Origin of the sequence: Streptomyces sp. NBC_01549 (genome assembly GCF_026339955.1) — a bacterium.
Classification (GTDB): Bacteria; Actinomycetota; Actinomycetes; order Streptomycetales; family Streptomycetaceae; genus Streptomyces.
Genome location: NZ_JAPEPW010000001.1, coordinates 28937 through 42683, shown reverse-complemented (window position 1 = coordinate 42683; position 13747 = coordinate 28937). Strand labels below are relative to the sequence as shown.

The 13747-nt window shown below is 70.2% G+C and carries 9 protein-coding genes; 2 read left to right on the top strand and 7 right to left on the bottom strand.

Features of this window, described 5'->3' with window-relative positions:
• Window positions 1–152 precede the first annotated feature (152 nt).
• Window positions 153–1358: a HAMP domain-containing sensor histidine kinase gene (locus OG819_RS00165; RefSeq protein WP_266647329.1), complete on the top strand. Its 1206-nt coding sequence runs from the start codon at window positions 153–155 to the stop codon at window positions 1356–1358.
• A 352-nt stretch (window positions 1359–1710) separates the two neighbouring features.
• Here the strand turns inward: OG819_RS00165 and OG819_RS00160 are convergent, their stop codons facing one another.
• Window positions 1711–2595, bottom strand: coding sequence for a pirin family protein (locus OG819_RS00160; protein WP_266426588.1), 885 nt, complete (start codon window positions 2593–2595; stop codon window positions 1711–1713).
• A 163-nt stretch (window positions 2596–2758) separates the two neighbouring features.
• Window positions 2759–3343, bottom strand: coding sequence for a TetR/AcrR family transcriptional regulator (locus OG819_RS00155; RefSeq protein WP_266647326.1), 585 nt, complete (start codon window positions 3341–3343; stop codon window positions 2759–2761).
• A gap of 478 nt (window positions 3344–3821) precedes the next feature.
• On the opposite strand from OG819_RS00155, the gene OG819_RS00150 reads away from it, so the two are divergent.
• Window positions 3822–4292, top strand: a complete 471-nt coding sequence (locus OG819_RS00150) for a MarR family winged helix-turn-helix transcriptional regulator (RefSeq protein ID WP_266426584.1) — start codon at window positions 3822–3824, stop codon at window positions 4290–4292.
• A 400-nt stretch (window positions 4293–4692) separates the two neighbouring features.
• Here the strand turns inward: OG819_RS00150 and OG819_RS00145 are convergent, their stop codons facing one another.
• The 5 genes from OG819_RS00145 to OG819_RS00125 form a co-directional block, all read right to left on the bottom strand.
• Window positions 4693–5733, bottom strand: a complete 1041-nt coding sequence (locus OG819_RS00145; RefSeq protein WP_266647324.1) for an alpha/beta hydrolase — start codon at window positions 5731–5733, stop codon at window positions 4693–4695.
• Window positions 5734–5802: 69 nt separating this feature from the next.
• Entirely contained in the window at window positions 5803–7017 is a 1215-nt protein-coding gene (locus tag OG819_RS00140) for a family 1 glycosylhydrolase (protein WP_266647322.1), read from the bottom strand.
• A gap of 54 nt (window positions 7018–7071) precedes the next feature.
• Window positions 7072–8361, bottom strand: coding sequence for an MFS transporter (locus tag OG819_RS00135; RefSeq protein WP_266426575.1), 1290 nt, complete (start codon window positions 8359–8361; stop codon window positions 7072–7074).
• Window positions 8362–9090: 729 nt separating this feature from the next.
• Entirely contained in the window at window positions 9091–11214 is a 2124-nt protein-coding gene (locus OG819_RS00130) for a hypothetical protein (protein ID WP_266647319.1), read from the bottom strand.
• Between the two features lie 131 nt (window positions 11215–11345).
• The gene (locus tag OG819_RS00125; protein WP_266647317.1) at window positions 11346–12407 is read right to left on the bottom strand and encodes a hypothetical protein; all 1062 of its coding nucleotides are present in this window, start codon (window positions 12405–12407) and stop codon (window positions 11346–11348) included.
• Window positions 12408–13747 lie beyond the last annotated feature (1340 nt).

Here is a 13747-nt window from a genome sequence, read left to right as displayed (position 1 = left end):
ACGGCCCTGGCGGTCGCCTGCCTGGCCCTGCTGTGGGTGCTGCGCGCCGACCTGCGCGAGACGGCCACCTCGCAGGCCACCACCGACGCGCGGCAGCTCGCCGCGGTGATCGCGGCGGGGCGTCCCCGGACGACGTCGTCCGGGGACAGCCGGTGGGGGTGGTGGTCGTGGACCTGCGGGGCCGGGTGCTCGCCCGCAACGCGGACGCGACGGCCGGATCCGCGCCGCTCGTCGTGGACGTGCCCGCCGCCGCAACGGCGTCGCCCACGAACAGCGCAGCCGCCGGCGCCGGTTACGAGCTTGCGCCCGACGCCGCCCGACCGCGAGCCACCGTGCTGGCCTTGGGTCCTGAGGCCGCCAAGGCGCCCACCAAGGTGAACGGCACACCCGCCATGGTGTACGAGGCCGTCTCGGGCATCACCGAGCGCAGCGCGCTCGCCGCGGCACTCGAGGCGATGCTGATCGGCGGCGCGCTGCTCCTGGCGGTGGTGGCGGCGGTGACCTGGCGGGTCACCGAGCGGGCGCTGCGGCCCGTGGAGCGCATCCGCCACGAACTGTCGGCCATCATGAGCAGTTCCGATCTCTCGCGGCGCGTCCCGGAACCGGCTGCGCGGGACGCGATCGGCCACCTGGCACGGACCACCAACCAGACCCTCGCCGCGCTGGAGACGTCCCTGGAACAGCAGCACCGGTTCGTCGCCGACGCCTCCCACGAACTGCGCAACCCCATCGCCTCGCTGCGCACCCAGCTCGAAGTCGGCGCCGCGCACCCTGTGCTGCTGGACCTTTCCGGCGCGGTCAAGGACGTGGCACGGCTTCAGCAACTGGCCACCGACCTGCTGCTGCTGGCCCGCCTGGACGCCGGTGAGCGTCCGCCGGCCCAGGCCCGGGTGGATCTGGGGGAACTGGCCCGTAAGCAGGTGGCCCTGGCCCGTCCGACGGGCGACGGCGGCCGGGTGCCGGTGCGTACCGGCCCGCTGGCCGATGCCGAAGTCACCGGTTCTGAGCGGCAACTGGCCCGCATACTGGCGAACCTGATCGCCAATGCCCAGCGGCACGCCGCGACCGAGGTGGTCGTGTCCGTACGGGCCACCGGTGACGGCAGGGCGGTACTGGAGGTCGCCGACGACGGCGACGGCGTGCCCGAGGACCAGCGCGAGCGGATCTTCGAGCGGTTCGTACGGCTCGACGACGCCCGCAGCCGCGACGACGGCGGAACCGGCCTCGGCCTGGCCATCGCCCGGGACCTGGCCCGGCAGCACGGTGGCACGCTCACCGTAACCGCCCGCCGGGGCCGCGGCGCCGTGTTCACCCTTGAACTGCCGCTCGGGCCCGGTCGGATCGGCTCGATCCGCTAGGGGCACAGATCCGACGAGGGCTGCTGTTGGTCAGGCCGCGACAGCGTGCGGCGGCTGACCGGCCGGCGTCCGCGGGATCGGCCACCGCGCGACGGGAGGATCGCGGTTGAGGGAACCCATCAGGTCACCACGCCACCCCTCCACCAGCACCGTGCGGTACAAGCTGACGCGCGAGCGCGGTGGGGCGAGGTGCTGACCGGGCGACGGCAGAGGCACCTCGACCGTCCCACTGGCCGGTCCGGCAAGCTCATCCGGCGTTGCAGGCCGACGACCCGCCGGACCGCGGCGGTCGAGTGTTCCCCTACCTCTGTTCGCCGGCCGGCGACGCCCCGGAACGTGGCCCGTCCTGGGGTCAGCGGTACTGCAGGCGGGCCTGGTGGGGAATTCGGCCGAAGTCGCCGCGGTGAAAGTCGCGGAAGGCCTGCTCGATCTCGGCCCTGCTGTTCATGACGAAGGGCCCACCCATCACGACGGACTGGCCGATCGGTTCTCCGCTGTAGACCATGACCACGCTGTGTTCGCCCCCGTCACCCGTTTCCAGCCTGATCGTCGAGGCGGGCGCGTGGGGGAGGGGATCGGACCAAGCGGTCTGCCCGGCACGGACGGATCGTCCGGCGATGGTCACCGTACCGGACAGCACATGGAGGAACGCGCGGTCGCGGCCCGGAAGCAGATGGTCCAGACGCCGGTTCGGCTCCAGCGTGATCACCGCGCCGGAGATCGGCCAGTTGTTCAGTGCGGGTCCTCGGACACCGCCGGCCTCGCCCGAGACGAGGTCGACGCGGGTGCCCTCCCCCTCGATGACGGGCCGTCGAGCGGCGAGCACGTCCTGGTAGCGGGTGTCGACCATTTTCATCTCGCCCGGCAGGTTCACCCACAGCTGCAGGGTGTGTGCCCGTTCGTTGCGAAACGCGAGTTCGCGGTGGATGATTCCGCGCCCCGCGGTCATCCACTGCACGTCGCCCGCGCTGAGGGCACCGACATGGCCCGCGTTGTCGCCGTGTTCCAGGACACCGTCGACGACGAGCGTCACGGTCTCCACGCCCCGGTGCGGGTGCCACTCGAAGCCGGGCGAGGAGAACCAGTCCTCGCTCAGCAGGAGGAACGGGTCGGTGAGGTCCGGCCGTGTCGGCGCGAAGACCACGTATCTGTCGTCGACCTGTGTGTCCGGCCCGGAGTGTGTCTTCTCCTCGATCCGGGCGATGCTCCGTACCACGGCGTCCTGCAGCGCGTCCATGATGGGTTCCTTTCCGTCCGACCCATCGAATTGATGCGTCACCCGACGGTACGCAGAACAAGTTTAAGGGTCAACCAACGGTCCGAAAGGAGACATGGGACAGGCAGGACGGGGAAGCCGTGGGGCCGGCCTCGCCGTACGGACCCCGCACCGGGTGGTCGGCTCAGGAGTCGGCGGCCCCTACCAGGGCGTGATAGAGGCGCTGCAGCTGATCGAGCATGTCGATGTCCCGGTCCAGCAGCCACCGCGCCTGGAGTCCGTCCACGGCGGCGAGGAGCACACTGGCCTTCCACGCGTTCCCCGGCGACGTGGGCTCGGTCCCTGTTGCCCCGGCGAGGACCCGCTGCAGGCCCCCCTGCATACGGGCCGTGCGCTCGACGAAGAACGAATGCGCCGCGTGGTCCGGGTCGACGGCGGCCGCCGCCATGTCGACGAACAACCGAACCAGGCCGGGTGTCCTGATGTTGTGGGTGATGACCTGGCTTGCCGTCTCCAGGAAATCCTCCGGAGCACTCCCGGCGAGGGCCCCGGCCGCGTCTCTGGCCGCCAGGACCGCGACCAGCAACTCGTCGCGGCTGCCGAAGTAGTGCGTCAGCCCCTTCTCGCTGAGGCCGACCCGGTCCGCGATCTGTCTCAGTGAGGGAATCCGGCGGTCGCTCTCGCCATACGCGTCGAGCGCCGCGTCCAGGATCTGCCGACGCCTGGCGACTCCCTTGGCGTACGGGCCCCTGGCGGCGTTGGCGTTCATACCGGGAACCTACCCGAACGCCGTGCGCGTACCGCGGGCAGCCGTGGTCCCCGGCTTCGCCAGGGGTGGGGCTGTCAGGCCATGACCGTGGGCCCCGTGCCCGAATGCCGTCTTGAGCGCGGCTCGAGGTCCGGTGCGGCCCCCCGGTACCCGGATGAATGCCATGGTGAAGAAGAACGCGAGGCGGGTGCCCCTCGGGCGGCGCGGGGTCCCGCGGCAGACCGAGGCCGTCGTGCGTCGTGCCGGCGGCCCCCGTACGCCGACCGGGGGAACCTGTCGGCGACGCGACAGCCGGGAACGCCGCTTCGGCCGGCTGGGGGATTTCGCTCCACCGCCACCCGCTACGAGAAGGCCGCTCCGCCCGGGAAGTGGTGGCGGAGGTCACACGGTCTGATTCCAGGTGCCGTGTGCCTTATGTGGGAACCAACACCAGATCACTAACTAGTTTATGTGTGAACCAAGCGCTACCATTGAACCCATGAGTAGTCCTCGGTGGCTGGACGCGCGTGAACAGCGGGCCTGGCGCGGCTGGATGACGATGCAGGTCGGGCTGGCCCAGTACATCGAGCGGCGGTTGCGCACGCAGTGCGGGATCTCAGTCGCCGACTACCATGTGCTGGTACATCTGTCAGAGGCGCCGGACGGGCGACTCAGGGCATGGGTGCTCGGCAAAGCCATGCGGTGGGAGAAGAGCCGCCTCTCCCAGCACCTGACCCGTATGGAAACGCGCGACCTGGTGAACCGAGAACGCTGTCCGACAGACCAGCGCGGTGCCGTCGCGGTCATCACCGATCAGGGGCGCGAGCTGGTCGACACAGCCGCACGGCTCCACGTCGCCGATGTCCGCGACGCGCTCATCGACCAGCTCACCCTGGCGCAGTTGGACACGCTGTGTGAAATCGGTGACCTGGTGCTGCGACGGCTGGCGGAGACCCCGCCGAGCCCGTGAGGCCACTCATCCGCAGACGGGACCGTTGGGGCTGCCTGTGTCGGCCCGGCTCGGCCGTGTCCGGTCAGCGGCCGCGCCGTCCGCTTCGCCGTGGCCCGCGCAACCGCCGGTGCGGTAGACGATGTCGTTGCCATCAAGCCGCACGGCATCGGGTGGACCGCTTCCGCTCGGCCGTCCGGACGCTTCCGCTCGGCCGCCGCCGGGACCGCGGCCCGCGCGCCCGTAGCCCCCTGGGGGCGCCCAGGCGGCTCTCGGAGGGCCGCCGGTGACGCCGGCGGCCGGGATACCTTGATCTCCGAGTCCGCCGCCAAGGCCGAGGGGCTCGCCGAAGGCAGCCGGCTGCCACGAAGGGGCCGACCTGAGGGCGAACATGGCGGAGAGTCGTACGGCCCCACCACGATCACGGGACCGGCCGCCGCAGCGCGTCGCGCAGGGTGTGGGCGGCGTCGAGGAGCGCCGTGTGGGCGGCAGGGCTCAACGCTGCGAAGGCGGCGTAGGCGTGCGGCAGGGAAGGAAACGCGCGAGCGACGAGCGGGACCCGTTCAGCACGCAGCAGCCCGGCGAGTTCGTCCGCTTCGTCACGCAAGGGGTCGAAGCCGGCGATGGACAGATAGGTGGGCGGCAGGCGGCCCAGATCCCCGCGCCGTACGAGGGCGGGGCCAGGCGAGGCGGCGTCGTACCCGTCAGGCAGGTAGTGCTGTTCGAATTCGTTGATCGCTTCGGCCGTGAGCCCCATTCCCTCGGCGAAGAGGGCGCGTGAGCCTCCGGTACGGCCGATGTCGGCGACGGGGTAGAGAGCCAGGGCGAAATCGGGCCCCGGCCGGCCGTACGTGGCGATGGCGGTCTCCAGAGCGAGGTTGCCTCCGGCGGAGTCGCCGCCGACGGCGATTCCCTCCTCGGCGCCCAGCCCCAGCCGGACCCGGTTCTCGAGGACGTGACCATAGGCGGTGACCGCGTCGTCGAGCCCGGCGGGGTAGGGGTGCTCCGGAGCGAGCCGGTAGCCGACGGAAAGGACCCGGACGCCGGCGTGATGGGCGAGCAGGCGGCACAGAGGGTCGGCGGAGGCGAGGCTTCCGGTGGTGAAGCCGCCGCCGTGCAGGAACACCAGGAGCCCGTGGGCGGCCGGCGGTCGGTACAGACGCGCGGGCAGCACCCGGCCGTCGGGGGCGGGAATGTCCATGGCCCCGGTGGTGACGGACGTCGTTTCCGGGGCGAGCAGCAAGGGGGCCGCGTCGTCGGTGAGTTCGCGGCGGACGGCCAGCGGCGTGCTGGTGCCCCATGCCCGGCCGCGCGCCAGCAGGCGCCCGCCGAACTGGAAGTCGAGATCGAGGCTGTGCTCTCCGCAACGGCGGGGCGGACCGGCCAGGGCTCGCTTGAGGGGGCGGGGTAGGGCGAAGAGGGAGCGCAGTACGGCGCGGGCGACGGTGGGCTGGGACGCCATCCACGGACCCTTCGTGGTTGCTCGGTCGGGCACGGTAGCTCATCGGGGCGGACTGCTGACCTCGGGGGGTCAGCTCCCTTCACCGGCACGGGCGTCGACCGCCTCGGGAAGGCGTCCTGACCGGGCCACGGCTCCCAGCCATGCCAGGGAAGGCTTCGGGGTGCGCACGAAGGTGGAGCGGTCGACCGCGACAAGGCCGAAGGTCGGTTCCCAACTGCCCCACTCGTAGTTGTCCAGCAGGCTCCAGTGGAAATAGCCGCGCACGTCGATCCCGTCGTCCATCGCCTTGAGCAGGGAGGCCAGGGCGGTGTGCGTGTAGTGGATGCGGCGTGTGTCGTCGCCGGTGGCCACCCCGTTCTCGGTGATGATGACGGGGACCGCGCCGACGGCCGACGCGGCCTGCCGGACGGCACCGCCCAGGGCGGCGGGGTAGTACTCCCAGCCGGTCAGGGTGCGTTCCGCCGACGCGTCCGGGCTTCGCCGCACCGCCTGACCGGCTTCGGTCCCCAGGCGGACACGGGTGTACGTCTGCACCCCGATCCAGTCGTCGCCGCGGGCCGTTTCGAGGAACACCGTCTGGCGGCGCCGGACATACTCGGCTGCTTCCTGCTCCGCACCGCTTTCGACCTGGAAGTCCTGGACGGCCACGGACCAGCCGACCTGCAGACCGGAGTGGGCCTCGTTGAGGATCCTCCGCGCTCCGTGGTGGGCTTCGATGAGCGCCGCGGCGCAGTCCGGGTCCGGCTCCGGTATCCCGTCGTTCAGTGCTTCCGGGCCCCGCTCGGCGATCACGGGGAACACGGCCACCACGTTCGGCTCATTGATGGTGCACACATGTCTCACGCCCTGCAGAATGTCGACGACGTAACGGACGTAGCGGGTGAAGCGGTCCACCGCGCCGGGGGCGTTCCAGCCTCCGCGAGCGCTGAACCAGAGCGGGTTGCTGAAATGGTGGAGGGTGACCATGGGGCGCAGGCCTCGTCGCAGAGCTCCCTCGACAAGCCGCCGGTAGTGGTGCAGCGCGGCCGGGGAGAACGTTCCCTCGGTGGGCTCGATCCGGGCCCACTCGATGCTGAAGCGGTAGTCGGTCAACCCGGCCTGGACCATGAGGTCCATGTCCTCGTCCCAGCGGTGGTAGCTGTCGACGGCGTCCCCGCTCGGCTCCTGGCAGAAGGTGTCGGGCTTGTGCTCCAGATACCACCAGTCGCTGGCGACGTTGCCGCCCTCGGTCTGGTGCGCGGAGGTCGAGGCTCCCCACAGGAAGTCTTGGGGGAAACGGTTCACGGCATATCTCCTCGGTTCGTGTTGTCGACTGGTGTGCCCATGGCCCGAAGCGCGTTACCGGACCCTTCGGATCAGCAGGATCAGGACGGCCCCCACGGCGGCGGCCAGCCCCCCGCACAGGAACAGGCCCGGATACCCGACGAGGGTGACGAGCAGTCCGGCGGCGCCGGGAGCGAGTATCTGGGGCAGAGCGTTGGCGGCGTTGAGGAACGCGAGGTCCTTCGCCCCCTCACTGCCTTCGGGGAGCACTTCCACCATCAGCGCCTGGTCCACTGCGGTGTAGGTGCCGAACGCCACGCCGGCGGCGAGGAAGAACAGCAGGTAGGCCCAGGCCTCGGGGGCAGCCGCCGGGGCCGACACGGCGAGCAGCACCAGGAGCGACGCGCCGGCCACGAACGGCTTGCGCCGCACACGCCGGTCCGACCACGGCCCGGTGGTCCCCGCGGCCACGGCGGCGGACGTCACGAACACCAGGATGGCCGCCGACATGAGTCCGCCTGCTGCCTTGGTGGTCAGACCCAGGTAGTCGGTGACCAGGTAGAGGTTGTACGCCAAGACCATCTGAAAGGAGAATATGAACAAGAAGCGTCCGCCGAAGGCCAGCCAGAAGTCTCCGTCCGACGGCGGCCGCAGTGAGCGCAGGAGTTCTCGTCCGCTCACCGGCAGGCGAGGCCGGTCGAGCGACGAACGTCCGGGGACGAGCAGGGCGACGAGGACGGCGCACAGCACGAAAATCCACGGGAGTACCGCCAGCCCGAGCTCGGGCGTGGTCAGGAAGGCCGCGGCGGCGAACGTGCCTGCGGACTGCCCGAGGAGATAGCCGAGCCCGGCCACGCCGGACGCGCTTCCGAGCTGCTTCGAGGCGAGCCGGTCCGGCATGAGGGCGAACAGCGCCCCGACACTGGCGCTCTCGCCCATCTTGTACAGGGCGAACAGGGTGATGATCCACAGCTTGCTGTGGGACACGCCGATGAGCGCCATGGCGCAGGCGGCGAGTACGGCGCCGCCCAGAATCCAGGGCTTTCGCCGTCCGAACCGGCTGCGGGTCCGGTCCGACAGGGCCCCGGTCACGATCATGGTGGCACTGGCGCACACCCCTCCCGCGGTCGACATCGCGCCGAAGAAGACGATCTTGTTCGCAGGATCGATCCTCTCCGCCAAGGCCTGAAGCAGCGTAGCGGCAGCCGCACTTGGGGCGGCCCATCCCAGATGCCCGAGGAGGAGCGCCGGCGCGTACCTGCCCAGGCGCGCGACGCCGTCCCGAGCGGATCCCGGACACCTCGACGGCGGGAGGCCGGCCGGGGTCGGGCCGGAACCGGGTTCTTCCGCCTGGCTCCCGCTCACGGCGACTCCTCACTCGCAGGTAGGCCCGCACGCCCGGTCCCGGTCCGGAGGGCGTCTCGCAGGAGCACGATAACCAAAAACCCGGTGGCGCGCGGTTTTTAAGGGAAGGTGGATTTTCTCGTATCGGTCAAGGACCTGATCCCGCGTCTGCCGGGACCGCGGAACGTGTACGCCACGCCCCTGGGGGCGAGCGAGGAAGCCCGAGTTTGTGAGGAACCGGCGGTGGGCGGTGGACTTCAGTGCGACGGTTCGTAGGTTGATACCTGCCCCTCACGACCCCGAGCGGGCGGACGCCGTTGCCGGGCTTCTCGTCAAGCCGGGCCCACAGGAGATCGGAGCGATCTGGCCGGAACGTCGTCGGCGGTTCCCTCGCACGCCGCTGAGCTCGGCCTCGATCAGCTCCTGCAGCATGCGCTCGGCGACGTCGCGCACGAGCTCGATCCCGTCCGCCGTGCGTGGTGACTCCAGCAGGCGTTGTAGGTCAGACTGGGACAAGGCCATCGGGCACCACCAGGGTTGAACTGGCCTTTCACCAGGGAGATTTGCACGGTGGCCTGCCCTGTGCGCAGGGAGCGGAGACCGTCACCGGGTGCACGCCCCGGGCACCCGCCCGCGCACACCCGCACGGTGATCGCCTACACCATCACGCGGGACGCCATCGGTGGCAGCGGTCCTCGCGCCGCCGGGCACGGGTCTGTGCTCGAAGAAGATCAGGATCGCGGCGAGGGCTCAACCATTCGTCGGCACCGCTGAGTTCGGCTCCCTTGACGCCCCTGCTCCGTCCGCCGTAGGTCGCACTGTCGTGCCCGGAAAAGGAGGCTGAAAGAACGCGCTCAGCATGCCTGTGCGTACGACCTCGAAGCCCTCGTCCCGTCGCCAGCCGGTGAGGGCGCGCCTCAGTTGCCGGACAGCTCGGCGACAGGCGTCCGGGTCGGCCGTGGCAGCCTCGTCCGGGCCGAGTTCCCGGAGAAAGACGGCGTTGCGCGCCCCCGCATCCACGGCCAGCGGCGCGAAGCGAACCCCGGGAGGGAACATCACCACATCTGGGTCACCGGCCTCCAGGAGTGCCGTGCGGCGCCCGCCGGACGAGAGGATGACGAGATCCGTGTTGCCCGACTGTCCCGGCCATCCGGTCATGGTGCCGGCGAACCAGTTTGACGCCGTGACCGTGCCGCCTGCCTTGTACCGGGCCAGGTCGCTTTGGTCGAGCTCGGTACGCAGGGCCACGGGGCCGGTGTAGGCGGGAAGTCTGTGCAGCCCCGACGCCAGCAGTCGGCCGAGTTCCTGAGCCGCGGTGTTGCCGGCGCCGGCCTTGGAAAGAAGGATGGGAAGGTCCCCGTCCCGCAGAAGGTGCAGACGCAGCACTGCCAGTTCCACGACCGGGTCCCCGGATGACTGATCGCCACGCAGGGCCGGGTGCCGGCGCACCAACTCCGCGGCGAAGGCGATGCAGGAGTCGTATTGTTCGCCGCAAAGAGCCCTGAGGTGTTCGGAGACGGTGCGGGGGGCGGTTCGCGCGGTTTCCGGCCGGGACGGCTCGTGCCCCTCGGAGCTCGCCTGTGCCGTGGCGATACCCGTTCGATCGGGCGCGTCCAGGACGGTGGGTCGGATGTCACCGAACGGTTCGGGCTCGTTTCGGCGTGCCGCCGAGTGGATACCGGTCACCTGGAGAGGGACCGTGTTGTCGGCGGCCACCCGGCGCGCGATGTCCTGGGCAAGTTCCCGCAACGACGGAGCGGTCTGGGGGTCCCCGCTGTCGTACAGGACCATCTCGTTCGCCTCGTCCATCGGCAGGGAATGCGGCTCGGCGTCCACGGGCTCGACGGCGTTGCGTACCCACAGACCACAGCTCAGCACCTCCACCACGGCGTCGGGCCCGTGCCGGTAGACGCCGGGACGGATCAGGGGCAGGGTGTCGACCGGCCACCGGTGATTCGTCACTACCGGGTAAGTGGGTCCGCCATCCTGCGACGGCGGGAAATGGGCGACCTCTCGGGCCATCAGTGTCCGGCCCAACGTCCCGTCGGGGCGCACTACGACGACGGGTTCCTCGGTGGGGATGTGTGCCGTGGAACTGACGGGCAGCCCGGTGTACGACCGCACTGTCGCTCCCACCGCGGCGGCCAACGCCTCTCCGAAGGTGGTTCCGGCCGGCAGGACGACCGGGCCGAAACAGCTGAACCGGGTATGGGGCCGCAGGTGTTCTGGCAGCCCTGTCCAGAATCGGGCGACGTCCGCGAGGGGAACGGCTAGCGAGCCGGGGGCGCCGACGACCACGGTGAGTGCCTCCGGTCTGCTTCGCAGACGCGTCATCAGAAACGAGCGGTGCGTGCGGAGGGAGTCCGATGCCTCGCTCGGACGTAGCCACAGGCCGGCTGCGAGGGGTTCGGCGTGTGTCCACTCCGATATGTGGGCAGGCAGATCGCCGAGATCGCTTTCCCAGACGGGGTGAGGAAAACGCCATCCCATCCACCGGGTTTCACCGGTCGGGGCGTAGCGGGTCCATCCCGAGCCTCTGTCCGGACTGACGAACAGGGCACCCTCGGCGGTAGGCCATGGACGACCGTCCGCGGTCACCATGTCCCGTCCTGTCCGTGCGGCCAGCCACTGCGCGGCCCGCGCGCTGCCTCCGGCAGGCGTCCGGCCGAACAGCAGCCGCAGCCCGGTCTGCCCGGACGGCAGAGCACGTGCCACGGCGTCCAGGAGGTCCGGGGAGTCCTCCTCGGGAATGTCGATCACCACCACGGTGAACTCGGCGTCCCGAGCCAGGCCGGCGGCGTACATCCAGGACCGGTGATCCAGCGCGCCGACCGGATGAACGAGCCAGGCTTCACCGGCGCGCCGGGCCACCATGCGGGGTGTCCCCGGCGATCTCCGGGAGCGTGACGGCGGTGCTGTCACTGATGCGTCGGTCGCTTCTCGTGTTCCGTGGGCATGCTTCGGTGCAGCCGTGACCGCGGTACGCTCCTCCCCCGAGCGCTGGCTCAATGGCCGGTGCCCGTCTGCCAGAGCACGGTGCTGCCGAGCCGGATCTGCACGTTGCCGTTGTAGGTGATCGCCAGGACCGCTCCCGGATTCCCGCTGGTGTACGACGACCAGTGGACTTTGTGCTGCGCGTCATAGACGGCGAGGAGGCCGTCGTTCTGGAACACCGTTTGGAGGTCGGAGCCGGAGGTGTGCGTCGCCCAGCGTGTCACGTTTCGCTCATCGGTCACGACCAGGTCGCCGGAGGAGGTCATCGTCAAAGTGGCCTTGCCGTACTCAATGGACTGGCCCGGCTGGATGACCGCGGTGGCTTGGATGACATAGGGGTCCGCCGTGGAGGTCGGTGTCGAGCTGGGCGTCGGCGTCTTCGCGGGGTGTGGCTGCGCGGTGGCGGACGGGGCGTGCGTCACCCCGGGTGCGTGGGCCGGCGTACTTGTCACGCTGGGCTGCGCGGAGGCGCTCGCGCCGCGGGACTGCGAGGGCTGGGCGCCGGTGCGGGACGGGCTGGCCGAGAGCGAACGAATCACGGAAAGGTCCGCACCGGTCGGCGTCCCGGTCACCTGGTAGGGATCGGCGCTTCGTGCCACCACCGCATTGCCTGGTCCGTCATGGTCCGTCCGGCTGGATATCAAAGTGGCTGCTACGACGATTCCGGCGCACGCGGCGGTCGTCAGGGCGGCTGCTCGTACCCGGCCGCGTCTGCGGGACCTCTTCTCCGCCGAGGCGTCGCCGCCTTCCGCTCCGAGGAGCACGAAGTCGCTTTCCGGCTCCGCGGCCTGGCGGGGGAATTGGAGCATGCTGGTGGAGCCGTCGGCGAAGGATGTGTCGACGGGCACCGGGTCGTGTGGCTCAGTGGGCCGGTCGGCTGAGGGCGTGCCCTGTTCGGCCGACGGGTGCCGCGCGGAAGAGGAGTCGCCCGTCCCCCCGACCTCGTCGACCCAGGGCAGTGCCTCTCCCCACAGGGTCGGCTCGCCGTTGGTGTGCTGATTGGCCAGGGAGCTTTCCGCGCCAACTGCCGGCTGGTGTACCTCGTCCGGCCCCGGTGCCTGGTTGACACTCATGTATCTCACTTCATCATCGCGGTCCGCTAGCCAAGGTGTCAGCGGATGTGCATGGCACGCCTGAAACGCACATGTACCTGAAACGCTTCGCTCTCACGTCCTCACGACCGCTCTGCGCGGAGACCGAAGCAGAACAGCGGGGTGAAGTTCAGTGGATGAGAGACGACAGCACGTGCGAGCGCAGGCGCACGCTAACACACGAGCTGACGGCATGAAATACCCGAAAAAAGGGCGCGCGTGAGCGTGAATTGCGCGGGGCCGTCATGCTCGGCATCGGTTGCCCGACCCGTGTTCCCCAGGTGGGCCGCTTACCCGGGCAGCAGGACCACTGCCGGCGAGTCCCGTCGGCAACGAGAGCCTTCGACGTCTTGGAGGCCTGCGTCTTCAGCCGGTCCCACGCCACGATCGGCGCCGTCAGCTTGACCCTGTCGGGGATCTTGGAGTTCTGCGGTGCGGCAGCATGGTCAACCGGCATGATCGGGTAGCTGCTATGACGGACGCACCGGTCGAAACCTGTTGTCCCTCTGCCCGCTTTCCGGTGAGCAGGCCCCGCCTCTGACTGTGCGGGTCGCGCGGGCGGGCAACCGGGGCGGCACGACGGCGATATGGGTGCGCGCGACCGGCTGGATGGGCCGGGGTGCGAGGAGGACTTCGCCGTCGGTGCACGGGTCCGGCTGGAACGGCTCGTGGAAGGGGCCGGGCTGGTCGAGGGCAAGCCGGGCAGGTTCATGCTGTCCGCGCTGGAGCAGCGCGCCGGTGTCCACTCTCAGGGCTCAACCCCTCTGGCCTCTCTCGTCGTCAGGCTGCGCGGGGCGCGCTGCTCTTGGCCGTGGACCCCTCGGGGGTACTCCTCTGGAGCACCATCTGTGCGCGGTTGACGAGTTAACCATCCCCCATCTACGGTATAGGTAACATGTTAACCATAGGGGGTTGTGCCGTGTCATGTGTCGACGCCGTCATCGGCACGTCGATGCTCGCTACCTCTCTGGGTGCGGGCACTCGCAAGGGTCTCCGGAGTGATGCCCTCGTCAGCCGGACTGGGGATCAGGGTCTCCCGGACGAGGCGCCTTTGCCGGCTCCGGCCGCTCTGGGGCTCGTCCCCGCCGGGGCCGTCGCCGCCTGGCGGCTTGGGATCGTTTTAGCACCAGAACGAATCGGTTCGGCGGTGTAAGTCTGCCGTTGTGAGCCACGCCGTCGGCCGACTCCCACGCTCTCTTGGGGTCCGGCGTCCTGCCTGGCGCGTGTGTCCGCGTGACCGGCTCACATCCGGCCGCGCCGTGCGGGTCGTGCTCGGATGACGGACACGGCCGCTCGGGCCATCATGGCCGAGAAGGTCGCCC